The organism is Agromyces albus (assembly GCF_004134825.1).
Classification (GTDB): domain Bacteria; phylum Actinomycetota; class Actinomycetes; order Actinomycetales; family Microbacteriaceae; genus Agromyces; species Agromyces albus.
The window spans coordinates 1-24,921 of record NZ_SDPN01000021.1 but is presented as its reverse complement, the minus strand read 5'-3'; the positions used below and the strand labels follow the sequence as shown (position 1 = coordinate 24,921).

The following is a 24,921-nucleotide window of genomic DNA, read 5'->3' as shown; positions in this document are numbered from 1 at the left end:
CGTCGCAATCGCTGACGCAATCACGTGAAACTCTAGCCGAGCCCGCCAGAGCGCTCCGACTTCATGACGGCGGGAGACACCGCCGGGCGCCGCGATGAGGCGGCACGACGGTCAGGCGAGCGGCACCCAGCGGGTGAACGCGGCGATGATGTCCATGCTCAGGGCGGCCGACACACCGAGCCCGACCGCATAGAACGCGATCTGCACGAGCGGGCCGCGACGGCGTCCGAAAGCGAACGCGGCCGCGAACAGGGCGAGCGGAAGCACGATGGCGAGCACGAGGAGGAACCAGCCGAAGCCGTTGATGCCGGCCTCGAGGTGAGCAGCGAGCGTCGACATGCCGATGAGGTTGCCGAGCGCCTCCCACACGTCGTAGGCGTAGAAGAGGCCGAAGAGCACGGCGAGGGTGACGGCGAGCCAGAGCGGCGTGCCAGACACCCGTGACCGCGTCGTCGACGCGCCGCCGACGGCGCGCTCGTGGCGCACCGGCTCCTCCCCTGCTCCGGCGCTCATGCGGTGACCCCGGTTCCGAGCAGGAACGGCAACGGCACGAGCACGATCGCTCCGGCGACGAGCCAGAGGATCCTCACGCGAGAGCGCCCGCGCGACAGCCAGAGCGTGATCCCGAACCACAGGGGAACCGCGAGCACCGCCAGCCAGCCGCCGAGCCCGAACATGAACTGTGCCACGGGATCGACCGACCCGGTCGAGAGCCGCGTGGCCACGATGATCCAGCCGACGGCGTACAGCAGGTACACGCCGCCGAGCACCCCGAGCACGACGAGTTCGACCGATCCCGTCGGCGACGCGGCATCCGCTCGGCCTGTCGAAGATGTCGTCGAGGAGTCGGACGCCGCAGCGCTGTCGTCGCCGTCTGATGCCGGTGCGTTCGGTCCGGTGGGAGCCACGGGACTGCCGATCGTCTTCCAGCCCGGAGCGAGCGTCGGATCGTCGTCGCCCTCCCACCGAAGGGCGTCGTCGTCGGAGTCGCGGGTCATGTCCTCAGCCTAGCCATTCGGCAGGCACCGGCTTCGAGAGCAGCCTCGCTCACGCACGCGCCGAGGCCTGAGCCGCACCGACGGCCGCGTGCACGAGGTCTGCGTCGGTGGCGTCGAAGCCGATCTCGCCGCCGCCCGGTCCGCTCGGTCCGCCTCGTTCGTCGTGGCGACGAGCTGACAGGTGCACCGCGTCGACGCCGATCGCCGCAAGCGCGCCGATGTCGCCGACGCCGACGCCGCCGCCCGCCATCACCTCGACGGTGCCGCGAACCTCCGACGCCATTCGCGCGAGCGTCGGCAGGCCGGCACGGCAATCGGCCGCACCCCCGGAGGTGAGGACGCGACGCACGCCAGCTCCGGCGAGCGCCGCGACGGCGGCGAGCGGGTCCGTCGCGGCGTCGACCGCCCGGTGCAGCGTGACGTCGAGTCCGTCGGCGGCATCGAGGAACAGGGCGATCGCGGCGAGGTCGAGCGCACCGGCATCCGTCAGCGCACCGACGACCACGCCGTCGGCACCGAGCGACCGGGCCGAGCGGATGTCGCGCACGATCGTCTCGACCTCGTCGCGGTCGTACACGAACCCCCCACCGCGCGGGCGCACGAGCACGTGAACGAACGACGCTGCGGATGCCGCGCGCGCAAGCTCAACGGCGGCCTCGACGAGCCCCGCCGACGGCGTCAGCCCGCCCATCCCGAGCGCCTGGCAGAGCTCGACGCGGGCGGCGCCGCCGTTGAGGGCGATGCGGACACCCGCGGCATCCTGGACGGCGATCTCGACGGGAAGGAATCCTGACATCTTGCCAAGCTACCGGCTCGGCGCCGCCGCGATACACGCCACTCGACCCCATTCACCCCTCACGAAGAAGCTCTATGCCGTCCGCATCGCGCGGAGCACACTTGTCTCATGACCGACCGCAACGAGCGAGTTCGTCTTGCCATCTACTCCGCCCTCGCCGCCACCGGGCGCCTTCCGTCCGCGACGACGCTGGCCGAGGAGACGGGCCTCTCCGACTCGGAGCTCGATGAAGCGATGGATGAGCTCGCCGCAGCCAGGCATCTCGTGTTCGGCGACGAGCACGAGATCGTCCTCGCCCACCCGTTCGCGACCCGCAACTTCGCATTCTCGGTGATGGGCGATCGAACACTCTGGTGGGGCGGATGCGCCTGGGACGCCTTCGCCATCCCGAACCTCGTGCCCGACGAGCCGGCGGCGCTCGTCGCGACGACTTGCCCCGCTTGCGGCACGGCCCACTCGTGGACGGTGACCCGCGACGGGCCTCCGGTGGGAACGCAGGTCGCCCATTTCCTCACACCGATGGCGCACGTCTGGGATGACGTCGTGCACGCCTGCGAGAACCAGCGCATCTTCTGCGACGAGTCCTGCGTCGACCGTTGGCTCACGGACACGGGCAACGAACGAGGTGCCGTGTTCGACCTCGCCACGCTCTGGAGGCTGGCGTCGAACTGGTATACCGGTCGTCTCGGAACCCCGTATCGACGCCGGGAGCCCAAGGAGGCGGCGGAGTATTTCGCGAGCGTCGGCCTCATCGGGCCGTTCTGGGGCAACGCGCCCTGAAGCACGAACGGCGGGGCCGGCCGAAGCCGACCCCGCTGCGCGGAGTGATGAACGGTGTCGCTTAGCGAGCGACCTCGCCGTCGCGCGTTCCGACGCGCATTGACGCGACCCGGTGGTGGGCGCAACATGTTCGCATGGACGTCGATGCATGCGGGATGCGTTCGCGCGGCGACTCCCCCGTCGCGGCGCCCCGTCGTCGCGGCGGCAGAGTGCGTGCAGCGCTCGCAGGTGCGCTGATCCTCGTGACCGCGGTCGCCGGATGCGGCGCCGATTCTCGCTCGCCGGGTGGCAGCTCCTCGGCGAGCCCGACTGAGGCGAACGGGATGGGCGACAACGACAACGGCGGCGACGGCGACGGGGCCGCGCACGAGGTCACGTTCGACGAGCTCCTCGAGGATCCTGCGACGTTCATCGGGCAGCCCGTGCGCGTGACCGGCAGCGTGTTCTTCATCGCCGAGTGCCCGCCGCCCGGAAGCGCGAACACCGACTGCGTGCTGTTCGGCTACCTCGCCGATCCCGAGCGGCGCACGCTCATCGCCGCCGACGTGGGCCAGGCGATCGCCCTCGCCGAGGGCGGCAGGAGGCTGAGCTGTGTGGAGGGCAGCCTACCCACACCGACCTGCGGTGATTGGGAGAGAGAGTCGACGTACACGATCGACGGTGTCGTGCAACAGCAGGTCCTCGGCGGCCGGGAGACCTCGCTCGTGCAGCTCGACGTGTCGGAGAAGAGCGCGCCGCAGCCCTGGTGACCCTCTGAATGGGGGGTGGCCCATCGTCCATCCGGGTCTGGACAGATGCGGGGCGCAGGGCCAATATCTGCGGTGTCGAGCGCGTTCGATGTGGGATGGGGGGAACGTCCCCGAGCGCGCCGAGGGGGTTGGTCATGACCGAACGATTTGTCGCGCGCCCGGCACGGGGATCGCGCTCGCAGAAGCTGGCCGCGGTCATCGCGGCATTCGCGTTCGCCGGGGTGACATTGTTCGCCTTTCCTGCGGAGGCCGCGACGATCGACGCCGACTACGTGGCCCAAGGGCCCGGACCGATCACCGGCGGCCAGGTCGAATCGGTCACGCCGAACGACGAGGTGTCCGGCGCGGTGCAGACGGTCGTCGCGCATCCGAGCGACCCGAACATCGCCTGGATCGGCACGGTCAACGGCGGCGTCTGGCGCACGTTCAACGCCACCGCCGCGTCACCCACGTGGACGCCGCTGACCGATCAGCAGTCGAGTTTGTCGATCGGCGCGCTCGAACTCGACCCGACGGTCGCGACGAACACCGTCCTCCTCGCGGGCATCGGCCGGGTGAGCTCCTTCGGGCGCATCTCAGGGCCGCTCAACGGCCTGCTGCGCACGGCCGACGCCGGAACGACGTGGACGCCGCTCGGCGCGGCGCAACTCGCCGGTGAGAGCATCTCGGGCGTCGCACCCCGCGGCGCCACCATCGTCGTCGCCTCCAACGGCAACAGCAACGCGAACGGCGCCGGCCAGGGCGGCATCTACCGGAGCACCGACGGCGGCGCCAACTTCGTGCGTCTCTCGGGCAACGGCACGAGCGGGCTTCCGAACATCGGCGTCTTCGACCTCGTCGGCGACCGCTCGAACAACGCCGTGCTCTACGCCGGAACCCAGCAGGGAATCTTCCGCAGCACCGACACCGGCCTCAACTGGCAGAACGTCACCAACCAGGTCACCGGCATCAACAATGCGACGACCAACAACCTCGAGTTCACGGTGCACAACAGTGCAGGCAACAACGTCGTCTACGCCGGCGTCATCAACAGCGGCCAGCTCAACGGCCTCTGGCGTTCACCCGACCAAGGCGCCAACTGGACCCAGCTCGACACGCCCGTGACGAACGAGGGCGGCACGATCGTGGGCCTCCAGCCGCGAGAGAAGCCGGGCAGCCAAGGTGCCGTGCACTTCTCGATGCTCGCCGACTCCGCCGACCCGACCCTCGTGTACGTCGGCGGCGACCGCCAGCCGAACAACAACGGCTTCCCGAATGCCGTCGGGGCGAACACGTTCAGCGGCCGGCTGTTCCGGTGCGACTCGGCCCTCGCCGCGAACACGCAGTGCACGTCGCTCACGCACAACGGCACGGCGAACAACAGCTCGCCGCACGCCGACTCGCGTGAGATGGTCTTCGACGCGAACGGCGACATCCTCGAAGGCGACGACGGCGGTGTCTACCGCCAGACCGACCCGACGACCACGAACGGCGCCTGGCAGTCGATCAACGGCAACCTCCAGATCGGCGAACACCATTCCTGCGACTACGACAGCGTCGGCGACATCATCCTCTGCGGTGACCAGGACACGGGCGCGCCAGAGCAGTCCGCGACCGGCAGCGCGAGCTGGACCACGCTGAGCGCCGGTGACGGCGGCTTCGTCGCCGTCAATGACGCGGGCGCGAACTCCATCCGCTTCAGCAGCTCGAACAGCTTCGGCGCCGGCTCCTTCCTCCGGCGCACCTGCACGGCGGCGAATGTGTGCGCGAACTCCGCGCCGGGCTTCAATGTCGTCGGACAGGGCCAAACGATCCAGAACTTCGAGGTCGTCGGGGGCAACTCGACGCTGCCCCTGTACACGCCGCTCGCCATCAACGCGATCGATCCGACGCGGTTCATCGTCACGTCGAACCGCGTCTACGAGTCGACCGACTCGCTCGACAACCTCAACATCATCGTCAACTCGCTCGGCGCGAACACCGCCACGACGCGTGCCATCGCATACGGCGGCCGCGCGGGCGGGGCCGACAACGCGGGTGTGCTGTGGTTCGGCGACACGGGCGGCCGGCTGTTCCTGCGCAGCGGCGGCGCCGGCGCGCCCGCCCAAGTGGCCGGCTGGACGAACGGCGCGGCGTCCGACATCATCCTCAACCCCGAGAACTGGGCCGACGCGTTCGTCTCGTCGGGCACGCAGGTGTTCCGCACCGTCGATGCCGGAGGCACCTTCACGGACGTGACCGGCAACCTCGGCACGCTCGCTCCAGCTGCGAACGTGCGCTCGCTCGAGATCGTGCCGGTTCCCGGGACGAACGTGCTCGCACTCCTCGCGGGCACCGATTCGGGCGTCTTCGTGAGCCAGACGCAGAACCTGGGCGTCTGGGCGGAACTCGGCTCCTCGCTCCCCAACACGATCGCGTTCGATCTCCACGTCGACGCGGCCGACGACGTGCTGCTCGTCGGCACGATGGGTCGCGGCACCTGGCTCGTCGAGGACATCGAGGATGTCATCCCGATCGCCGACGTGCGCGTCACGAAGACCGACTCCCCCGATCCGGTCATCGCCGGCGAGGAGCTGTTCTACACGGTGACCGTGACGAACGACGGTCCGGATGCCTCCGCAGGGGTGATCGTCGTCGACGACCTGCCAGAAGAGGTGACGTACCTGTCCGACGACGGCGGATGCACCTACGACCCGCTCGAGCACCGGCTCACGTGCGCCGTGGGCGACATCCCTGCGGGCGACAGCCGCTCGTTCGTCATCAAGACGCGGGTCCTCTCCGACACGGTCGTCGATGAGGACGACGGCACCCTGCTCATCGAGAACCTCGTATCCGTCTCGGGCGCGAGCGTCGACGGCAACCTGGCGAACAACACGTTCGTGCAGCGCACCTTCGTGCAGGAGCGCAGCGACCTGAAGGTGACAAAGGTGTGCAAGCCCGACGACGAGCTGCCCGCCGGAGAGACCGGTACGTGCACGATCTTCGTCGACAACCTCGGCCCGTCGTCGGCCCGCGACATCGTCGTGACCGATGCCAACCTCAGCGACGGAGCGTTCACGTTCGGCACCATCACCCCGAGCCAGGGAACCTGCGGTGCACCCGTCGGCGGCGTGGTCACGTGTCAGCTCGGCGACCTTGCCGCGGCGTCGCCCACCGCGACCGGGCGGGCCACCATCGCCGTCCAGGTATCGGCGAACGAGGACGTCGACATCAACGATGTCGTCACGGTGACCTCGCCGACACCTGACGCCGACCAGTCGAACAACCAGGCCGAGGGCTCGCTGAGCGTGATGGCCGTCGCCGACCTGTCGGTCGACAAGACCGGCCCGGCGACCGCCACGGCGGGAACGGACATCACGTACACGCTCTCGATCGTGAACGACGGCCCGTCGACCGCGCAGGGCGTGGTCGTCACCGATGTCCTGTCGACCGGGGCGCAGATCCTCTCCGTGAGCGGCTCCGGCGGCGCCACCTGCAATACGGGCGTGCCCGGTGATGCCGCGCTGCCCAGCGTCTGCTCCTTCGGCAACCTCGCTCCCGGGGATGCGCGGACGATGACGGTGCAGGTGCACGTGCTGCCCGACTTCGTCGGAGCGCTCCACGACGACGCGCGGGTCACGAGCTCGACGTTCGACAACGATCTCTCCGACAACCTCGACACGATCGTCACCGACGTGACGGGCTCGGCCGACCTGTCGATCACGAAGTCGGACTCGCCCGACCCGGTGCTCGCGGGTGACGAACTCACCTACACGATCAACGTGACGAACAGCGGCCCGTCGACGGCGAACGAGGTCGAGATCTCGGATGAGCTTCCCGACGGCACCACCTTCGTCGAGGGAGTCGACGGCAACGGCGCCACCGTGTGTGCGCTCGTGCAGCCCGGCACCGTGATCTGCGACCTCGGCTCGATGGCGCCGAGGGCATCGGTGACGATCTACCTCACCGTCACGGTCGACCCGTCGTTGCCGCCGGACGCGGCGCTCGAGAACACCGCGACGGTGACTTCGTCGACCCCGGATCCCGACCTCTCCGACAACACCGTCACCGAATCGACGAACGTCGACACCGCGGCCGAGATCTGGATCGACAAGACCGCGGTGCAGCGCTCGGGCAACCCGGCCCCGATGATCGTCTACACCTTGACGGTGCACAACGACACGGGATGCGAGTCGGACGCCCAGTCGACCCCGACGCCGACCTGCGGTACCGGCGGTCCGTCGGATGCCCAGGACATCGTGGTGACCGACGTGCTGCCGCTCACCGCGAAGAAGCTCGTCGTCCAGTACATCTCGCCGCAGTGCACCTACGACAAGCCCGCGCATGTCGTGACCTGCACGGCCGATGAGCTTCCGGCGGGCGCGACGGTGCAATTCGTCATCGAGGCTCAGGCGAGCGGCAGCGTGGGGACGATCTTGAACGCGTCGTCAGTCACGAGCTCGACCTTCGATCCCGATGCCGACAACAACACCGACAGCGCTTCCCTCGTCATGAAGGGCGGCACCGGCAAGGGCGGCAAGGGGTAGTCCAGCGAACGGAACGGCCCGCTCCGGATGCTCCGGGGCGGGCCGTTCAGCTCAGATGGGGTGCGCTCAGCGAGCGACCTCGCCGTCGACGTAGTCGTCGTCGTTCGAGGCGTTCCAGGCGAAGAGCTTGCGCAGCTCGCGGCCCGTGGCCTCGATGGGGTGCGCCTCGCCCTTGGCGCGGAGCTCGAGGAACTCGGTCGCGCCGTTGTCCTGGTCGGCGATGAACCGCTCGGCGAACGCGCCCGACTGGATGTCGCCGAGCACCGCCTGCATGTTCTCCTTGACGTGGGGGTCGATGACGCGCGGGCCCGAGACGTAGTCGCCGTACTCGGCCGTGTCGGAGACCGACCAGCGCTGCTTGGCGATGCCGCCCTCCCACATGAGGTCGACGATGAGCTTCAGCTCGTGGAGCACCTCGAAGTACGCGACCTGCGGCTGGTAGCCGGCCTCGGTGAGGGTCTCGAAGCCGTACTGCACGAGCTGCGAGACGCCGCCGCAGAGCACGGCCTGCTCGCCGAAGAGGTCGGTCTCGGTCTCTTCGGTGAAGGTCGTCTTGATGCCGCCGGCGCGAAGGCCGCCGATCGCCTTGGCGTAGGAGAGCACGAGCGGCCAGGCGTTGCCCGAGGCGTCCTTCTCGACGGCGACGATCACGGGGACGCCGCGGCCGGCTTCGTACTCGCGGCGCACGGTGTGGCCAGGGCCCTTCGGGGCGACCATGACGACGTCGACGCCCTCGGGGGCCTCGATGTAGCCGAAGCGGATGTTGAAGCCGTGGCCGAAGACGAGGGTCTTGCCCTCGGCGAGGTTGTCTTTGATCGACTCGGCGTAGATGTGGCGCTGGTACTGGTCGGGAGCGAGGATGACGATCACGTCGGCCTCCGCCGCGGCATCCGCGACGCTCTTCACCTCGAAGCCGGCCTCTTCGGCCTTGGGCTTCGACTTCGAGCCCTCCTTGAGGCCGATGACGACCTCGACGCCAGAGTCGCGGAGGTTCTGCGCGTGCGCGTGGCCCTGCGAGCCGTAGCCGATGACGGCGACCTTCTTGCCCTGGATGAGCGAGAGGTCGGCGTCCTTGTCGTAGTAGATCTCAGCCATGTGCTGTTCTTTCTCCTTGATGTGGGTCTGGTTCAATTCTTGAAGACGCGCTCGGTGATGGACTTGCCACCGCGACCGATCGCGAGGAGTCCCGACTGGGCGATCTCCTTGATGCCGTAGGGCTCGAGCACCTTGAGGAACGCGGTGGTCTTGCCGGAGTCCCCCGTGACCTCGATCACGAGCGCGTCGCTCGAGACATCGACGACGCGGGCACGGAAGAGGTTCACCGCCTCGAGCACTTGCGAGCGGGTCGCGTTGTCGACGCGCACCTTGATGAGCAGGTGCTCGCGATGCACGGACTGCGCAGGGTCGAGCTCGACGATCTTGATGACGTTGATGAGCTTGTTGAGCTGCTTCGTCACCTGCTCGAGCGGCAGGTCTTCCACGTCGACGACGACCGTGATGCGGGAGAGCCCGTCGATCTCGGAGTGGCCGACCGCGAGGCTCTCGATGTTGAAGCCGCGGCGGGCGAAGAGCCCCGCGACGCGGGTGAGCAGACCCGGCTTGTCTTCCACGAGGAGTGAGAGAACGTGCGTCGACATGTCTAGTCCTCCTCGGAGAATGCGGGCGAGTGGTCTCTGGCGTACTGGATATAGCTGTTCGAGACGCCCTGCGGCACCATCGGCCACACCATCGCGTCGGCGCTCACGACGAAGTCGATCACGACGGGGCGGTCGTTCGTCTCGAGCGCGAGCTTGATCGCCGCGTCGATCTCGTCTTCCTTCGTCACCCGGATTCCGAGCGCGCCGTATGCCTCGGCGAGTGCCACGAAGTCGGGGATGCGCACGCTGTCGTGGCCCGTGTTCAGGTCGGTGTTCGAGTAGCGGCCGTCATAGAAGAGCGTCTGCCACTGGCGCACCATGCCGAGCGAGGAGTTGTTGATGATGGCGACCTTGATCGGAATGTCGTTCAGGGTGCACGTGGCGAGCTCCTGGTTCGTCATCTGGAAGCATCCGTCGCCGTCGATGGCCCAGACGACCCGATCGGGCTCGGCGACCTTCGCGCCCATCGCGGCCGGCACCGCGTAGCCCATGGTGCCCGCACCGCCCGAGTTCAGCCAGGAGTTCGGGCGCTCGTACTTGATGAACTGGGCGGCCCACATCTGGTGCTGGCCGACGCCGGCGGCGTAGATGCCCTCGGGGCCGGTGAGCTCGCCGATGCGCTGGATCACGAGTTGCGGAGCCAGGAGGCCGTCGGAGGGCGTCGAGAAGCCGAGCGGGAACTCCGAGCGCAGCCCGTCGAGCATGGCCCACCACTCGGCGACGTCGGGCGTCGTGGTGCGGGTCGCCTCGCGGTAGGCCGCGAGCAGGTCGACGATCACGTCTTTCGCGTCGCCCACGATCGGCACGTCGGCGGTGCGGATCTTCGAGATCTCGGCCGGATCGACGTCGACGTGCACGACCTTTGCGTTCGGCGCGAAGAGCGCCGCCTTGCCGGTGACGCGGTCGTCGAACCGGGCGCCGAGCGCGATGAGGAGGTCGGCCTCCTGCAACGCGATGACGGCGGGCACCGTGCCGTGCATGCCGGGCATGCCGAGGTGCTGCGGGTGCGAATCGGGGAACGCGCCGCGCGCCATGAGCGTGGTCACGACGGGTGCATTGGTCGCCTCGGCGAGCTCGATGAGCTCGGCCGACGCACGGGAACGGATGACTCCCCCGCCGACGTAGAGCACGGGGCGCTTCGCCTCGGCGAACAGCTGTGCCGCGGCAGCGACCTGCTTGCCGTGCGCCTTCATGATCGGGCGGTAGCCGGGCAGGTCGACCTTCGGCGGCCAGTGGAACTCGAACGTGGCCTGCTGGGCGTCTTTCGTGATGTCGACGAGCACGGGGCCCGGACGACCGGTCGTGGCGATGTGGTAGGCCGCGGCGATCGTCGAGGGGATCTCGGCGGGGTCCTTCACGAGGAAGGAGTGCTTCGTGATGGGCATCGTGATGCCCACGATGTCGGCCTCCTGGAACGCGTCGGTGCCCATCAGGTTGGAGAACACCTGGCCCGTGATGGCGAGGATCGGCACGCTGTCCATGTGCGCGTCGGCGATCGCCGTGACGAGGTTCGTGGCGCCTGGGCCCGAGGTCGCGATCGCAACGCCGAGCTTGCCGGAGGACGCGGCGTAGCCCTCGGCCGCGTGGCCGGCGCCCTGCTCGTGACGCACGAGGATGTGACGGAGCTTCTTGCTGTCGAGCAGCGGGTCGTAGACGGGGAGGATCGCGCCGCCCGGCAGCCCGAAGACGTCGGTGATGCCGAGCATCTCGAGCGAACGCACGACGCCTTCGGCGCCGGTGATCTTCTCGGGCGCACCGGTGAGCGCACCGGTCGGCGGTGCGGTGGGCGACGGCACGGGGATGGATTCCGTGGTCATTCGGTTCCTGTTCTCTGCAACGAGGTGTGCGGGAAGCGCAGCACTAGCCCGTGGATGCGCCTTCGGCGGCGGAACGCACGAGCTTCGAGTACTTCGCGAGGACGCCACGGGTATAGCGCGGAGGAAGCGGAGCCCAGCCTTCACGGCGGGCAGCCAGCTCGGCGTCGTCGACCAGTAGGTCGATCGTGCGAGCTGCGATATCGACCCGTATCAGATCACCATCGCGCACGAATGCAATCGGACCAGCGTCGACTGCTTCGGGTGCCAGATGGCCGATGCAGAGGCCGGTTGTGCCGCCTGAGAATCGACCGTCCGTCAAGAGTAGTACATCTTTCCCGAGTCCCGCGCCCTTGATGGCGGCGGTGATGGCGAGCATCTCGCGCATGCCGGGCCCACCCTTGGGGCCTTCGTAGCGGATCACCACGACGTCGCCGTGCGTGATCTTCCCCTCGGTGAGCGCGTCCATCGCTGCGCGTTCCCGCTCGAACACCCGCGCCGGCCCCTCGAAGGTCGCCGCGTCGAAGCCGGCCGTCTTCACGACCGCGCCCTCGGGTGCCAGCGACCCGTGCAGGATGGTGAGGCCGCCGGTCTCGTGGATCGGGTTGTCGAGCGTGCGCAGCACCTCGCCGTCGAGCGGCGGGATGTTCATCTCGGCGAGGTTCTCGGCGAGGGTCTTGCCGGTGACGGTGAGCGCGTCGCCGTGCATGAGTCCAGCATCGAGCAGCGCCTTCATGAGCACGGGCAGGCCGCCGCGACGATCGACGTCGTTCATGACGTACTTGCCGAACGGCTTCAGGTCGCCGATGTGCGGCACCTTCGAGCCGATGCGGTTGAAGTCGTCGAGCGAGAGGTCGACCTCGGCCTCGTGGGCGATCGCGAGCAGGTGCAGCACGATGTTCGTGGAGCCGCCGAGCGCCATGCCCACCGCGATGGCGTTCTCGAAGGCCTGCTTGGTGAGGATCTGCCGCGCGGTGATGCCGTGCTTCAGGAGGTTGACGACGGCCTCGCCCGATCGGTGGGCGTAGTAGTCGCGGCGACGGTCGGCCGAAGCCGGCGAAGCCGAGCCCGGGAGCGACAGGCCGAGCGCCTCGGCGACCGAGGCCATGGTGTTGGCGGTGTACATGCCGCCGCAGGCGCCCTCACCGGGCGCGAAGGCGCACTCGATGCGGTGTGCGTCTTCGGCGCTCATCGTGCCGGCCTTCACCGCGCCGACCGCCTCGAACGAGTCGATGATCGTGATGTCTTTCTCGGTGCCGTCGGAGAGCCGCACCCATCCGGGCGCGATCGACCCTGCATAGAGGAAGACCGAGGCGAGATCGAGCCGGGCCGCCGCCATGAGCATGCCGGGGATCGACTTGTCGCAGCCAGCCAGGAGCACCGAGCCGTCGAGGCGCTCGGCCTGCATGACGACCTCGACCGAGTCGGCGATGACCTCGCGCGAGACGAGCGAGAAGTGCATGCCCTCGTGGCCCATCGAGATGCCGTCGGAGACCGAGACGGTGCCGAACTGCAGCGGGTAGCCGCCGCCGCCGTGCACGCCCTCTTTCGCGGCCTGCGCGAGGCGGCCGAGCGACAGGTTGCAGGGCGTGATCTCGTTCCACGAGCTCGCGATGCCGATCTGCGGCTTGTCCCAGTCGGCATCGCCCATGCCGACGGCACGGAGCATGCCCCGGCTCGTCATGGCCTCGATGCCGTCGGTGACGGTACGACTACGCGGTTTGGGATCGAACTCGGGCATGCCTTCGAGTCTATGTCCAGCGCGAAGGTCGCCCGCGCGCCATGTCACGGGCATCGGCGAGCCGCTCGAGCAATTCGGCGACGTCTTCCGTGCTCTTCACGCGGTGCGTGGCGAGCGACTTGCCCTGGCCGACCTTGACGCCGACATCCTCGTACTCAAGAGCCGCGAACGCATCTTCGTCGGTGACGTCGTCGCCGACGTAGAACACCGCGCTCGAGCCGGCGTGCTGCCGGAGCCGGGTGAGCGCTTCGCCCTTGTCGCCGGGGCGCACCGAGAACTCGAGCACCCCTTTGCCCCCGCGCACGCTGAGCTCGGGCACCTCGGCCTCGACGCGCTCGCGCGCCATGCGCTGCAGCGTCGCACCGATGTTCGCGGGCACGCGTCGCGTGTGCAGCGCGAGGCCGGCCGGTTTCCACTCGACCCAGGCCCCCTCCGCTCCGGATGCCACTTCTTCGAGAATGTGCGTGAGGCGCTCGAGCCCGGCGAGCTCGGCATCGCGCAGGTCGATCGTGACGCCGCCGCTGTCGAGTTGCAGCTCGACACCGTGCGATCCGCTGAGGAGCGTTCCCTGCGGCGGGTCGGCCACCTCGCGGAGGCTCTGCAGGGCCCGCCCCGACACGATCGCGACCCTCGTGTCGTCGGCGGCCGCGAGCCGTTCGATCGCCGTGCGGGCGCGTTTGGTGGCCCGCGCGTCTTCGGGCCGGTCGACGAGCGGAGCGAGAGTGCCGTCGAAGTCGAGGGCGACGAGCAGGCGCTCAGTGCCGGCGATGCGGTTGAGCGCGGCCGTGAGTCCCTCGGGCACGCCGGGCGCGATGATGCCGCTCCCGGTGAGCGTCTTCAGGAACGTGGCCGACCAGTTGGCGACGTCGTTCTCCCGCACTCGCTTGCGCAGGGCTCGCATGCGGCGAGCCCGCTCGCGCTGCGGCATCTCGATCGCCTCGACGATCGCGTCCTTCAAGCCCTCGATGTCGTGCGGATTGACGAGCACGGCTTGCCTGAGCTCGTCGGATGCCCCGGTGAACTCGCTGAGCAGCAGCACCCCGCGCTCGTCGAACCGGCACGCGACGTACTCCTTGGCGACGAGGTTCATGCCGTCGCGCAACGCGGTGACGAGCATGACGTCGGCCGCGAGGTAGAGGGCCACCATCTCTTCCCGGGGGTAACCGTGGTGGAGATAGGCGATCGCCTGGTGTCCGAGCGTCGAATGGTCGCCGTTCAGCCGGCCCACCATGAGCTCGATCTCGTCGCGAAGGAGGCGATAGGTCTCGACGCGTTCACGGGAGGGACTCGCGACCTGCACGAGCGTGACGTCTTCGACCGAGAGCCGCTCGTCGCGAAGCAGCTCGCCGAACGCCTTCAGCCGATGCCGGATGCCCTTCGTGTAATCGAGCCGGTCGACGCCGAGGATGATCGTCTTGGGATCGCCGAGGCTCGCCCGGATCTCCTTCGCCCGCGCCTGCACCTCGGGACGGCGCGCGATCTCCTCGAAGCCGGCCGCGTCGATCGAGATCGGGAAGTGGCGAGCCACGACGTGCCGAACGTTGTCGTTGCCGTCGGGCACGTCGATGACGGTGCCGCGCGTGGCGTACCCGAACAACCGGCGCACGGCTCTCGTGAAGTTGCCGGCGTCGGCCGACCGCTGGAAGCCGATGACGTCGGCGCCGAGCAGTCCGTCGACGACCTGGCGCCGCCACGGGAGCTGGGAGTAGATGCCGTAGGCCGGGAACGGGATGTGGTTGAAGAACCCGATCACGAGGTCGGGGCGGCTCTCGCGAAGCATCCGCGGCACGAGCTGGAGCTGGTAGTCCTGCACCCACACGACGGCTCCGTGGGAGGCGGCGCGCGCGGCGGCCTCGGCGAAGCGTCGATTGACGCGAACGTACGAGTCCCACCACTCGCGGTGGAACGACGGCGGCGCGATGACGTCGTGGTAGAGGGGCCAGAGCGTGTCGTTGGAGAAGCCCTCGTAGTACTCCTCGAGCTCGTCGGCCGAGAGCGGCACGGGGATGATCGAGATGCCGTCGTGCTCGAACGGATCGAACTCCATGTCGGCGACGCCCGCCCAGCCGACCCAGGCGCCCTCGGTCGTGCGCATGATGGGCTCGAGTGCGGTGACGAGGCCACCCGGCGAGCCCTTCCACGTGGTGGACCCGTCTGGGGCGCGCTCATAGTCGACGGGAAGGCGATTCGACACGACGATCATGTCGTACGCCGCGTCGATATAGAGGTCGTCGCTCGGTGTCGGTTCGGGGGCGTGCTGCATCTGGCGGATGTCCCTTCGCTTGCCTCAGGCTAACAGTGCACGGTTCACGGGCGGGAACGGCGGCGATGTCCCTCCCATCGCGCCGACGACGCGGCTAGACTGCCGCCCTGATGATCCGCATCGGCATGAGCACGACGTGCGTCTACCCGCTCGAGCCCGAGCACGCCTTCCGGTTGGCGAAGCTCGCGGGCTTCGACGGCATCGAGATCATGGTGACGCAAGAGGAGTCGACGCAGCAGGCCGAGCATCTCCTCGAGCTCTCGCGACGGTACGCCCTGCCGATCCTGTCGGTGCACGCTCCGGTGCTGCTCCTCACGCACTTCGTGTGGGGGCGCGACCCCCGCGTGAAGCTCGAACGCACCGCTGAGCTCGCCGCGGCGGTCGGCGCCGAGTCGGTCGTCGTGCACCCTCCGTTCCGATGGCAGGCGACCTACGCGCTCGACTTCCTGCGGATCGTGCGCGAGATCTCGGCCGAGCACGGGGTCGTCATCGCCGTCGAGAACATGTTCCCGTGGCGCGCCGCCGGCAAGAACCTCAAGGCGTACGCCCCCGGATGGGACCCGCGCATCATGGACTGCGACGCGGTGACCCTCGATTTCTCGCACGCCGCGCTCTCGGGCGTCGACAGTCTCGAGTTCGCGAACGACCTCGGCGCGCGGCTTCGGCATGTGCACCTCTGCGACGGATCCGGCGCGATCGGCGAGGGCCAGATCTTCGACGAGCACCTGCTGCCCGGGCACGGTCGCGAGCCCGTCGCCGAGGTGCTCGAGGCGCTCGTGGCGCGCGGCTGGAGCGGCTCGATCGTTGCCGAGGTGAACACCCGCAAGGCCAAGAGCGAGCGTGAACGGCTCGAGTTGCTGCGCGAGACGCTCGAGTTCGCCCGCACCCACACGCACCAGTCGAAGCGGCGCCGGGCGCTCACCCGATCCCGGCGGGCGCTCGAGGCGCTCCTGCCGGGTTCGCGCCACTGAGCTCGTCAGCCGAGAGCGGCTGAGGCGAAGCCGATCGAGCGGATGCCGCGACGCCTCGCCACGACCATCGCCGTGCCGATGAGGCCGGCGAGTCCGAACAGCGCGACCATTCCCGCGGCGGTGCCCACGGCTCCGCCGCCGGCACCCGCGACGATCGCCTGCATGCCCTGCACCGCCCAGGTGAGCGGCAGGAACGGGCTGATCGCCTGGAACGGTCCGCTCAGCACCTCCACGGGATAGAGGCCACCGGATGCCGCGAGCTGCAGCGCGACGACCACGAGCGAGACGAGCATGCCCGCACGTCCGAGCGCGACGCTCAGGAAGGCGTGGATCGCGGTGAAGGCGAGCACGAGGAGCGCCGCGAAGGCGAGCGTCTGCGGGAGCACGGTCCACGAGACGCCGAGCGCGGTGTGCAGCAACGCGACGACCGCGACCGCTTGCGCGAGGCCCACGAGGCCGGCGCGAGCGAGCGTGCGGGAGACGAGCCCGCCGGTCGACGCCGTGCTGCGGAGCGCGTCACGGCTGAACGGGCGGAAGACGAGGAACATCGCCATCGCCCCGATCCAGAGCCCGATCGGCACGAACAGCATGCCGATGACCTCCCCGGTCGAGTCGATCTCGTGGTCGCGCGCGGCGTCGACGACGACCGGCTCCGACACGACGTCGGCCGTCGTCGCCGCGTCGATGTCGGTGAGTGCTGAGGCGCTCTCGGCCCCCCTCGTGAGGCCGGAGGCGAGGCTGCCTGCGCCGTCGGCGAGCTGCGTGGCGCCGCTCGCGGCATCCGCAGTGCCCCTGGAGAGCTCGCCGAGCCCGCTGGCGAGCGAATCGACGCCGTTCGCGAGCCCGTCGGCGCCCGAACGGAGCTGCTCGGAGCCGCCGGCGAGCTGCGCGGCGCCGGTGCCGATCTCGTCGATGCCGCCCTGCAGCTGGTCGACGCCTTCGCCGGTCTTCGTGACGAGGAGGTCGCCGCCCGCCGCGAGTTGGTCGAGGCCTGCCGCGTACTCGGCGACGCTCTGCGCTGCCGCGCCGGAGGGATCCGCCTCGAGGAGCGGCGCGAGGCCCGCGGCGAGCGCATCGAAGCCGTCGGCCGCCGCGTGCACGTTCGTCACGTACTCCGCGGTGCCGGACGTGAGGCCGTCGAGCCCTCCTGCCTGCTGCTGCAACTGTCCGAGTCCGCCGGCGAGCGAGTCGACGCCCGAGGTGTACTCCCCCACGCCGTCGGCGTAGGCGTACGCGCCGCTCGCGGCATCCGCTGCGCCCGACGCGGCCGAGGCGACGCCGGTCGAGAGCTCGCCGAGCCCGCCGGCGAGCGAGCCCACGCCGCTCGAGAGCTCGGTCGCGCCGGTCGCGGCGTCGCCGAGCGAGCCGCCGAGCGAGGCGAGGTTCGAGTAGAAGCCCTCGAGATACCGGGCGGTGAGCTCACGGCCGAAGGCGGCGGTCATGGCGTCGCCGACGGATTGCGCCACCGACCCCGCGAGGTAGCCGTGCGCGTCGTCGGTGCGGATGTCGAGCTGGGCCCGGGTGGGTGCTTCACCCGCGAGCGAGGTCACCGACTCCGAGAAGTCGGCGGGAACGGTGAGCACGGCGTAGGCATCGCCGCTCGCGAGCAGCTCGGCGGCCTCCTCGTCGTTCGAGATCGACCAGTCGAACCCGGTGCTTGCGGGACCCGTGAGCTCGGTGACGAGCTGGCGGCCCGCGAGCACGGGCTGTTCGGTGCCGTCGGTGCCGGTCATCGTGACCATCTCGTCGTTGTTCACGACGACCGCCGGGATCGTGTCGAGCCGGTCACCCGAGCCGCCGAGCGCTCCCGAGAAGAGGCCGGCGACCGCGAGCGGCACGACGATGACGGCCGCGAGCAGTGCGCCGTAGCGCACGCGGCGTTGCGCCGGCGTGGTGCCGAGCAGGGGCTGGAGTCGGGAGCTCATCGGAGGGCCTCCTGGGTGGCTGGGGCGAGTTCGAGGATGCGGATGCCGCGACCGGCGAGTTCCGAGCCGGGCGCCGGCAGCGCCGCATCGACGCCGACTCCCGCGATGAGGGTCACCCCGGCGGGAACGAGGCGCGCGGTGGCATCCCAGAGGGCCATGCCCGAGCTGCCGGGATCGTCGAGGTCGACGACGATGGCCTTCGGGCGTTCGGCGAGGGCGGCGGCGAGGGCGACGATCGCGCGATCGGTCGGGTCGAGTGCCACGAGGGGCGTGTCCGTGCTGAAGCGGGGTCCGTCGTCGTCGTGCCCTGCGGCCTCCGCGGCGCGATCGGTCCAGCTGTGCACGAGGGCACGCGACGGCGCCAGCCGGTACCACGGGCGGGTCGCGTCGAGCCGGCTCGCGATGAGCTCGCCGACGCTGCGAGGGCCTGCGACATCCGCTGCCGCTTCGGCGAGCGCCACGGACTGCAGCACGTCACGACTGCCGGAGGGAAGCGGATGCCCCAGCACCGCGAGCCGGCCCGAGACGGGTGCGAGCCGCCCGGAGAGTGTCGCCGCGACCACACGCCGGTCGACGGCCTCACCGCGGATGGCGAGCAGTGCGCCCTTCGGCACCTCGAGGGAGATCGGGCCGATGGGACGCTCGGGCAGGCCGAACACGGCGAGGTCGGCGTTGACGGCCGCGGGCCGGGACGCCGCCCACGCGACCTGGTCGAGGTGGGCCCGGAGCCCTTCGCCCTCGATGTCGACGTCTGGCAAGCGTTTCGCGAGCCACTTCGGCAACCACCAGGCTGCACGGCCGGCGAGCGCCATCGCGGCGGGCACGAGCGTCATCCGCACGAGGAACGCGTCGAACGCGACGCCGACGGCCAGCGCGAAGGCGATGCCCTTGATCACCCCGGAGCCCTCGGGCACGAAGGCGAAGAACACGAAGAACATGATGAGCGCGGCGGCCGTCACCACTCGCGAGGCGTGCTGGAAGCCGTGCACGACCGCCTGGCGCGGCTCGCCCGCCGGATTCTGCTTCAGCGAGCGCACGAACTCCTCGCGCATCCCCGAGACGAGGAACACCTCGTAATCCATCGCGAGGCCGAAGAGCACCGCCATCAGGAGGATCGGCAGGAAGCTCAGGATCGGGCCGGGCTGCACGTGCAGGAGGTCGGCGAACCACCCCCACTGGAAGATCGCCACCGTCACGCCGATCGCGCCGAACGCCGAGAGGAGGAACCCGAGCGCGGCCTTCACCGGCACGAACACCGAGCGGAACACCATGAGCAGCAGCACGATCGAGAGCCCCACGACGATGAGCGCGAACGGGATGAGCGCGTCGGTCAAGCGGTTCGAGATGTCGATCGAGACGGCCGTGTAGCCCGTCACGGCGATAGGCGTGCCGAAGTCGGCGTCGATCGAGGGCGCCAGCTCTCGGATGCGCTCGACGAGGTCCTTCGTCTCGGGCGCGTCGGGTGCGCTCTCGGGGACGACTTGGATGATCGCCGTGTCGGCGGTCTCGTTGGGCATGCCGTCACCGACGTAGGCGACGTCGTCGAGTTCGGCGATGCGCGCGCCGACGGCGTCGAGGTCGCCGAAGATGTCGGTCGTCTGGGTGATGTCGACCGTGACGATGAGCGGGCCGTTGTAGCCGGGGCCGAAACCGGCGTCGATCATCTCGTAGGCCTCGCGCTGCGTCGACCCGGCGGGCTCCGACGCGCCGCTCGGGAGGTTCAGGTCGAGGCTCGCGGCGGGGATCGCGGCCGTGCCGAGCACGCCGACGACGAGCACGACGAAGACGACGGGCGCCTTCAGCACGAGGTCGACCCAGCGACGGCCGAGGGTTCGTGTTCCGCCCTCGTCGCTCGCGTTCGCGCGGCGGTGCACCCGGCTGCCGGGCTTGGGCGCGAGCCGCTTGCCGAACACCCCGAGGAGCGCCGGCAGCAGCGTGACGGCGCCGGCGACCGCGATGAACACCGCGAAGGCCGCCGCGACGCCCATGACGCTGAGGAAGGGGATGCCGACGATGAGCAGGCCGAGCAGCGCGATGATCACGGTGAGCCCCGCGAACACGACCGCCCCGCCCGCCGTGGCGACGGCCTCGGCGGCGCTCTCTTCGGGAGTGTGGCCGCGCGCGAGCTGCGTGCGGTGCCGGGAGAGGATGAAGAGCGCATAATCGATGCCCACGGCGAGCCCGATCATCACCGCGAGCATCGGGGCCGTGCTCGACACGGTCGCGAACGCCGCAGCGATCGAGATCCCGCCGAACGCAGCGCCCACCCCGACGAGCGCGGTGAGCAGCGGCATGCCGGCTGAGACCAGCGAGCCGAACGTGATGAGGAGTACGACCGCGGCGAAGAGCACGCCGAAGATCTCGGTGATCGTGAGGCCGAAGCTCGTCTCCTGGAACACCTCGCCGCCGAACGCGACGGTGAGCCCGGCGTCTCGGCCGGTGTCGCCGGTGGCGGTGACGGCGTCGATCGTGTCGGTCGTGACATCCGAGGTCTGGCCGTCGAACTGCACCTGGATGAAGGCGGTGCGGTCGTCGTGCGAGACCTGGTCGCCGGCATACTCGTCGAACGGACCGAGCACGCTCGCCACGCCATCGACCCGCTCGAGCTCGGCCTCCATGGCCTCGATCGCACTGCGGTAGGCATCGTCGTCGACGGATGCCCCATCAGGCGTCTCGACGACGGCCTTCGCCGACGCGCCGGCCGTCTGGGGGAACACGGCGGCGAGCTGGTCGATCGCGGTCTGCGACTCGGTGCCGGGAATCGCGTAGGACTCCTGGAGCTGCCCGCCGAGCCCGACGCCGGCCCCGACGAGGGCCCCGAGGGCGAGCACCCAGGCGACGATGACGAGCCAGGCCCTGCGGAACGCGAAGCGGCCGAGGCGGTGGAGGAGGAGGGCCATGTGCTGCCTATCGCGTCGAACGGCCGTCGGCCGGGAGGAGGAGTTCGGACAGGACGGTGATGAGTGCGGCGCGCACCTCGACGTCGTCGAACTGATGGTCTTCGTCGCGGAAGGTCGCACCGGCGACGAGCATGTACGCGGCGCCGGCGAGCGCGACGCCGAAGCGGATGTTCTCGACGACGGTGGCGTCGTCGGCGCAGATCGAGTCGGCGATGCCGCGAATGGCGGTGTTCGCACGCTGGATGACCGGGATGTCGAGCAGCGACTGCCCCTGGTTCACGAAGGTGTGCACGGCGAGACGGTTGCCGAGCAGGAAGTCGACGAACCGCTCGATGAAGACGGCCCGCGCCTCAGGTGAGCGACCGCCCGCGACGAAGTCGCCGAGCAGGACCTCGAGGTCGTCGATCGCGGGACCGATCGCCGATTCGAGCAGCGCTTCTTTCGAGGCGAAGTGGTAGAGCACGCTCGACTTCGAGTAGCCGGCGTGGTCGGCGATCTGCTGCAGCGAGGTCGCGGCGAAGCCGACGGTCGAGAACTGCTCGAGGGCGACCTGTCGAAGTTCGTCGGCCGGGCGCACACGAGACGTGGCGTGGGCATCGGTTGGCATGGGTCGAAGGTACCTTGACCGATCGGTCAGATTCTGCACGATCGGTCAGATTCACGGATGACTCCCAGACACCGGAGTCGAACGAGTAGCGTTGCGGCATGCGCAAGTACCTCTTCAGCGGGGCCGTGCTCACGGCGATCTTCGCCGGCGTCGGCGTCATCCGCGCCACTGCCGCCGGTCCTCGCGACTGGCGCCTGGCGCTCATGTGGGTCTCGTGGCTCGCGAGCCTCGCGATCGCGATCGGCACCGTGTCCGACGAGTCGAAGCGAGCCGAGCTCGAGCGGGAATTCCGCCAATAAGAGCACGCAAGGCGCGCTCCGCGGCGTGTCACTCGAAATCCATGACGTGGTACCCGAGACTGGGACGAACGACCCGATCCGTCGTTCCGCACCACCGAGAGGGGTCACGATGTTCCGCCGCTGGCGCCGCGCGAGGCTTGCCGCACAAGCCGCCGCACACGCTGCCCTTCCCGCACCGCGACAGAACGCGGCCGACTTGCGCGGCGAACACATCTTCGAGCTCCTGAACGCGAAGCTCTCCGAGTTCATCGGCCCGTCCGGCAGCTGGTCGCTCGTGCGCCGCGCCGACGGCGACACCGACCAGATCTTCCACGCGATGCTCACGCACCAGATCGCCGCGGACCTCACCCGCTCGATCCTCGAGGAGCGCGATGCGGTCACCGTCGTCGTGCCCGCGGGCGAGGAGTCGCTCGCGCTCAGCTGGACCCCGGCGCCGCTCGTCATGTGGGCCGACCCCGTCGAGGTGCCGGCCGATTCGGATGCCGCCGAGGCCGACGCACTCCCCTCGATCGGCACCGTGCACGTCGAGTCCCGCGCGGCCTGAGTCGCCCCTTCGTTCGCGCAGCCCGCCCTGCGGGCACCCGTCGGCCACGGCGCTCGTCCAAAATCGGCACCCGATTTCTGTACGGCGATCGCGAGCACGGCCCTCCCAGCCCGCCGTAGCGTGAATTCCGCCGTCTCCTCGGCCACCGCTTCGACCCGGAGGACTTCGTGACCCGTCGCATCCCCGCTCGCGATCTCGCACAGATCGCCGTCTTCGCCGCCCTCATCGCCGCACTCGGCCTCCCCGGCGCCCTGCAGATCGGCGGCACGACCGGTGTTCCGATCACCTTCCAGACGCTCGGCGTCATGCTTGCAGGCGCGATCCTCGGCGCTCGCAAGGGCTTCCTCACGGTGCTGCTGTTCGAGGGGCTCGTGGCCGCCGGACTGCCGCTGCTCGCCGGCGGGCGCGGCGGCCTCGTGGTCTTCGTCGGCCCATCGGCCGGGTACCTGGTCGGCTGGTTGGTCGGAGCCCTCGTGATCGGCTGGTTCACGGCGCGACTGCTCCCCCGGTACCGCGTGTTCCCCGCGATCTGCGCGACGCTGCTCGGCGGCATCGTCGTCATCTATGCGCTCGGCGTGCCGTGGATGGCGTCGGCCACCGGGGTGCCGTTCTGGGTCGCGCTCGGCGGCTCCACCGTCTTCCTGCCGGGTGACATCCTGAAGGTCGTCGTCACGGTGCTCGTCGCGAAGCAGGTGCACCGCGCGTGGCCCGGCCTCATCGCCCTTCGGTCGTGGCCGTGGTCTCGCGCTGTCGAGTCGAAGAGCGAGTCCGCTCCGTCAACCCCTCGTCCGGCCGCAGCCGAAGTCCCCTCAGCGCACTCGGAGTGACGGCGTGATCGGCTGGCTCGACGGCGACGGTGAGGCGATCCGCTTCACCGGACGCTCGTTGAGCCGTGCCGAATTGCGCCGGCTCGTGGCATCCGTCGCCGAGCAGTTCGACCGCTCGCAGGGGCCGGTGCTTGCGCACGACGCCGACCCCGTCGCCCAGCTCGTGACCGTGCTCGCCGCGCTCGAGGCGAAGCGTGCCGTCGTCGTCGCCGACCCCGCGCAGGCCGCTCCCGTCGTGAGCTCGCTGCCGCCCGGCACCGAGCTCGTGCTCATGACGAGCGGATCGTCGGGCAACGCCCGGCCCGTCGCCCGCACGCTTGCGTCGTGGACGGCGTCGTTCGAGCCCTTCACCGGGCTCACCGGACGTACCGAGGCCCGCCGCTCCCGCCGCGATGCCCGCGCCGAGCCGCCGGTCGTCGCGATCACCGGGCCGCTGCACGTCTCGATGCAGCTCTTCGCCGCGTTGCACGCGCTCTGGAGCGGTGCGGTGCTCGTCGACGACATCGCCGGGGCCCACCTCGTGCACGCGACGCCGACGACGCTCGATCGACTCGTGTCGGCGGGGCATCGCCCACGACGTGTCGTCGTCGCGGGCAGCGCGCTCCCGCCGTCGGCCCTCGCATCGGCTCGGGCGGCCGGCATCGCCGTGACCGAGTACTACGGCGCCGCCGAGCTCTCGTTCGTCGCCGCGGTCGACCACTCGCGCGGCGACGCCGAGGATTCCGGCGCGCTCCTGCCGTTCCCGGGCGTCGAGGTCGACGTGCGCGCGGGCGAACTGTGGGCACGCTCCCCCTACCTCTCCCTCGGGTACGCCGGTGTCGACGGGCCGTACCGAAGGGATGCGCACGGCTTCGCCACGGTCGGCGATCGGGCGGATGCCGCCCCGAACGGCAGCCTCGTCGTGCGCGGCCGCGGCGACTCGGCCGTGACCGTCTCGGGCACCACGGTGCTCGCCGAAGACGTCGAGGCCACCCTTGCGCAGCTTGCGGGTGTGCGAGCGGCGGCTGTGATCGCCGTGCCGCACGCCCTGCACGGACAGGTACCGGTGGCAGTGCTCGAACTGGCCGCCTCGGCGGATCTCGCCCACATCATCACGGCAGCGCGCTCGCGACTCACTGCGCCCGAGTTCCCCCGCCGCTGGTACGCGATCGAGGCGCTGCCGCGCACGACCTCCGGCAAGGTCGCGCGCGGTGCGCTCGGCGTCGCCCTCGCCGCCGGTTCCCTCGACGAGGATCGGTTCGGGCGCGCATGAACCGCGGCATCAGTCTCGAGGCTCCCGTCATCGTCGCCGCACGGCGCACCGCCGTGGCCTCCGTCGGGCGCAGCTTCGCGGGCCACACCGTCGACGCGCTCGCGGCGCCCGTGCTCGCCGCCGTCGCGGCATCCGTCGCGCCCGCGGGCATCGCCGTCGACGACGTCGTGCTCGGCAATTGCCTCGGCCCGGGCGGCGACGTCGCGCGCATCTCGGCACTTCGCGCGGGGCTCGGCCACGACGTTCCGGGCGTGACGGTCGACCGCCAGTGCGGCTCGGGCCTCGACGCGGTGATGCAGGCCGCCTCCCGTGT

General features: G+C 69.9%; 20 protein-coding genes. 9 read left to right on the top strand and 11 right to left on the bottom strand.

The annotated features are described in order from the left end of the window. Positions 1-111 precede the first annotated feature (111 nt). The 3 genes from ESP51_RS12045 to ESP51_RS12035 are packed head-to-tail and all read right to left on the bottom strand — an operon-like array spanning position 112 to position 1,794. Positions 112-513: a hypothetical protein gene (locus ESP51_RS12045; RefSeq protein WP_129521147.1), complete on the bottom strand. Its 402-nt coding sequence runs from the start codon at positions 511-513 to the stop codon at positions 112-114. Next, on the bottom strand, positions 510-998 hold the full coding sequence (locus ESP51_RS12040) for a DNA polymerase III subunit gamma/tau (RefSeq protein ID WP_129521146.1): 489 nt from the start codon (positions 996-998) through the stop codon (positions 510-512). Before ESP51_RS12040 ends, ESP51_RS12045 begins: the two co-directional genes overlap by 4 nt. 49 nt (positions 999-1,047) lie before the next feature. Then, complete coding sequence (locus tag ESP51_RS12035; RefSeq protein ID WP_129521145.1) at positions 1,048-1,794, bottom strand: copper homeostasis protein CutC; 747 nt, start codon at positions 1,792-1,794, stop codon at positions 1,048-1,050. A gap of 108 nt (positions 1,795-1,902) precedes the next feature. Here ESP51_RS12035 and merB point away from each other — a divergent pair, with 108 nt between their 5' ends. From merB to ESP51_RS12020, 3 genes are all read left to right on the top strand, one after another. Further along, complete coding sequence (gene merB / locus ESP51_RS12030; RefSeq protein ID WP_129521144.1) at positions 1,903-2,574, top strand: organomercurial lyase; 672 nt, start codon at positions 1,903-1,905, stop codon at positions 2,572-2,574. 134 nt (positions 2,575-2,708) lie between these two features. Further along, the gene (locus ESP51_RS12025; protein ID WP_129521143.1) at positions 2,709-3,323 is read left to right on the top strand and encodes a hypothetical protein; all 615 of its coding nucleotides are present in this window, start codon (positions 2,709-2,711) and stop codon (positions 3,321-3,323) included. Between the two features lie 134 nt (positions 3,324-3,457). Next, complete coding sequence (locus ESP51_RS12020) at positions 3,458-7,828, top strand: DUF11 domain-containing protein (RefSeq protein WP_129521142.1); 4,371 nt, start codon at positions 3,458-3,460, stop codon at positions 7,826-7,828. A 66-nt stretch (positions 7,829-7,894) separates the two neighbouring features. On the opposite strand, the gene ilvC is transcribed toward ESP51_RS12020, so the two are convergent. The 5 genes from ilvC to ESP51_RS11995 are packed head-to-tail and all read right to left on the bottom strand — an operon-like array spanning position 7,895 to position 15,283. Then, positions 7,895-8,944, bottom strand: a complete 1,050-nt coding sequence (ilvC, locus tag ESP51_RS12015) for a ketol-acid reductoisomerase (RefSeq protein ID WP_338420347.1) — start codon at positions 8,942-8,944, stop codon at positions 7,895-7,897. Between the two features lie 11 nt (positions 8,945-8,955). Beyond that, positions 8,956-9,465 (bottom strand): acetolactate synthase small subunit, encoded by a 510-nt coding sequence (gene ilvN / locus ESP51_RS12010; RefSeq protein WP_129521140.1) that lies wholly within the window; start codon positions 9,463-9,465, stop codon positions 8,956-8,958. A gap of 2 nt (positions 9,466-9,467) precedes the next feature. Beyond that, a complete protein-coding gene (locus tag ESP51_RS12005; RefSeq protein ID WP_129521139.1) occupies positions 9,468-11,282 on the bottom strand; it encodes an acetolactate synthase large subunit in 1,815 nt (604 codons plus the stop codon). A 43-nt stretch (positions 11,283-11,325) separates the two neighbouring features. Next, positions 11,326-13,020 (bottom strand): dihydroxy-acid dehydratase, encoded by a 1,695-nt coding sequence (gene ilvD / locus ESP51_RS12000; protein WP_129521138.1) that lies wholly within the window; start codon positions 13,018-13,020, stop codon positions 11,326-11,328. A gap of 10 nt (positions 13,021-13,030) precedes the next feature. Further along, positions 13,031-15,283 (bottom strand): bifunctional alpha,alpha-trehalose-phosphate synthase (UDP-forming)/trehalose-phosphatase, encoded by a 2,253-nt coding sequence (locus ESP51_RS11995; RefSeq protein WP_129521137.1) that lies wholly within the window; start codon positions 15,281-15,283, stop codon positions 13,031-13,033. A 110-nt stretch (positions 15,284-15,393) separates the two neighbouring features. Here ESP51_RS11995 and ESP51_RS11990 point away from each other — a divergent pair, with 110 nt between their 5' ends. Further along, on the top strand, positions 15,394-16,254 hold the full coding sequence (locus ESP51_RS11990) for a sugar phosphate isomerase/epimerase family protein (protein WP_129521136.1): 861 nt from the start codon (positions 15,394-15,396) through the stop codon (positions 16,252-16,254). Positions 16,255-16,259: 5 nt separating this feature from the next. Here the strand turns inward: ESP51_RS11990 and ESP51_RS11985 are convergent, their stop codons facing one another. Genes ESP51_RS11985 through ESP51_RS11975 form a run of 3 tightly spaced genes read right to left on the bottom strand, consistent with a single transcriptional unit; the run spans position 16,260 to position 21,686 of the window. Further along, positions 16,260-18,179, bottom strand: coding sequence for a YhgE/Pip family protein (locus ESP51_RS11985; protein WP_129521135.1), 1,920 nt, complete (start codon positions 18,177-18,179; stop codon positions 16,260-16,262). Further along, positions 18,176-21,079 (bottom strand): MMPL family transporter, encoded by a 2,904-nt coding sequence (locus ESP51_RS11980; protein ID WP_129521134.1) that lies wholly within the window; start codon positions 21,077-21,079, stop codon positions 18,176-18,178. Before ESP51_RS11980 ends, ESP51_RS11985 begins: the two co-directional genes overlap by 4 nt. 7 nt (positions 21,080-21,086) lie before the next feature. Continuing rightward, positions 21,087-21,686, bottom strand: a complete 600-nt coding sequence (locus ESP51_RS11975) for a TetR/AcrR family transcriptional regulator (RefSeq protein WP_129521133.1) — start codon at positions 21,684-21,686, stop codon at positions 21,087-21,089. Positions 21,687-21,784: 98 nt separating this feature from the next. Between ESP51_RS11975 and ESP51_RS11970 the strand changes: the two genes are divergently transcribed. The 5 genes from ESP51_RS11970 to ESP51_RS11950 all read left to right on the top strand — a co-directional run. After that, positions 21,785-21,985, top strand: a complete 201-nt coding sequence (locus ESP51_RS11970; protein ID WP_129521132.1) for a hypothetical protein — start codon at positions 21,785-21,787, stop codon at positions 21,983-21,985. Positions 21,986-22,094: 109 nt separating this feature from the next. Further along, positions 22,095-22,529: a hypothetical protein gene (locus ESP51_RS11965; RefSeq protein WP_129521131.1), complete on the top strand. Its 435-nt coding sequence runs from the start codon at positions 22,095-22,097 to the stop codon at positions 22,527-22,529. Positions 22,530-22,696: 167 nt separating this feature from the next. After that, positions 22,697-23,356, top strand: a complete 660-nt coding sequence (locus tag ESP51_RS11960; protein WP_129521130.1) for a biotin transporter BioY — start codon at positions 22,697-22,699, stop codon at positions 23,354-23,356. A gap of 4 nt (positions 23,357-23,360) precedes the next feature. Beyond that, on the top strand, positions 23,361-24,608 hold the full coding sequence (locus tag ESP51_RS11955) for a class I adenylate-forming enzyme family protein (RefSeq protein WP_129521129.1): 1,248 nt from the start codon (positions 23,361-23,363) through the stop codon (positions 24,606-24,608). After that, positions 24,605-24,921 (top strand): beta-ketoacyl-[acyl-carrier-protein] synthase family protein (locus ESP51_RS11950; protein ID WP_479683766.1); only part of this gene is annotated, 317 nt, incomplete at its 3' end. The genes ESP51_RS11955 and ESP51_RS11950, both read left to right, overlap by 4 nt.

Coding starts and splice junctions, on each gene's coding strand:
- ESP51_RS12035 (WP_129521145.1), bottom strand. CDS start 1,794: ATGTCAGGATTCCTTCCCGTCGAGATCGCCGTCCAGGATGCCGCGGGT.
- ESP51_RS11985 (WP_129521135.1), bottom strand. CDS start 18,179: ATGAGCTCCCGACTCCAGCCCCTGCTCGGCACCACGCCGGCGCAACGC.
- ESP51_RS11970 (WP_129521132.1), top strand. CDS start 21,785: ATGCGCAAGTACCTCTTCAGCGGGGCCGTGCTCACGGCGATCTTCGCC.
- ESP51_RS11990 (WP_129521136.1), top strand. CDS start 15,394: ATGATCCGCATCGGCATGAGCACGACGTGCGTCTACCCGCTCGAGCCC.
- ilvD (WP_129521138.1), bottom strand. CDS start 13,020: ATGCCCGAGTTCGATCCCAAACCGCGTAGTCGTACCGTCACCGACGGC.
- ESP51_RS12005 (WP_129521139.1), bottom strand. CDS start 11,282: ATGACCACGGAATCCATCCCCGTGCCGTCGCCCACCGCACCGCCGACC.
- ESP51_RS12040 (WP_129521146.1), bottom strand. CDS start 998: ATGACCCGCGACTCCGACGACGACGCCCTTCGGTGGGAGGGCGACGAC.
- ESP51_RS12045 (WP_129521147.1), bottom strand. CDS start 513: ATGAGCGCCGGAGCAGGGGAGGAGCCGGTGCGCCACGAGCGCGCCGTC.
- ilvN (WP_129521140.1), bottom strand. CDS start 9,465: ATGTCGACGCACGTTCTCTCACTCCTCGTGGAAGACAAGCCGGGTCTG.
- ESP51_RS12025 (WP_129521143.1), top strand. CDS start 2,709: ATGGACGTCGATGCATGCGGGATGCGTTCGCGCGGCGACTCCCCCGTC.
- ESP51_RS11980 (WP_129521134.1), bottom strand. CDS start 21,079: ATGGCCCTCCTCCTCCACCGCCTCGGCCGCTTCGCGTTCCGCAGGGCC.
- ESP51_RS12020 (WP_129521142.1), top strand. CDS start 3,458: ATGACCGAACGATTTGTCGCGCGCCCGGCACGGGGATCGCGCTCGCAG.
- ESP51_RS11965 (WP_129521131.1), top strand. CDS start 22,095: ATGTTCCGCCGCTGGCGCCGCGCGAGGCTTGCCGCACAAGCCGCCGCA.
- ESP51_RS11995 (WP_129521137.1), bottom strand. CDS start 15,283: ATGCAGCACGCCCCCGAACCGACACCGAGCGACGACCTCTATATCGAC.
- ESP51_RS11975 (WP_129521133.1), bottom strand. CDS start 21,686: ATGCCAACCGATGCCCACGCCACGTCTCGTGTGCGCCCGGCCGACGAA.
- merB (WP_129521144.1), top strand. CDS start 1,903: ATGACCGACCGCAACGAGCGAGTTCGTCTTGCCATCTACTCCGCCCTC.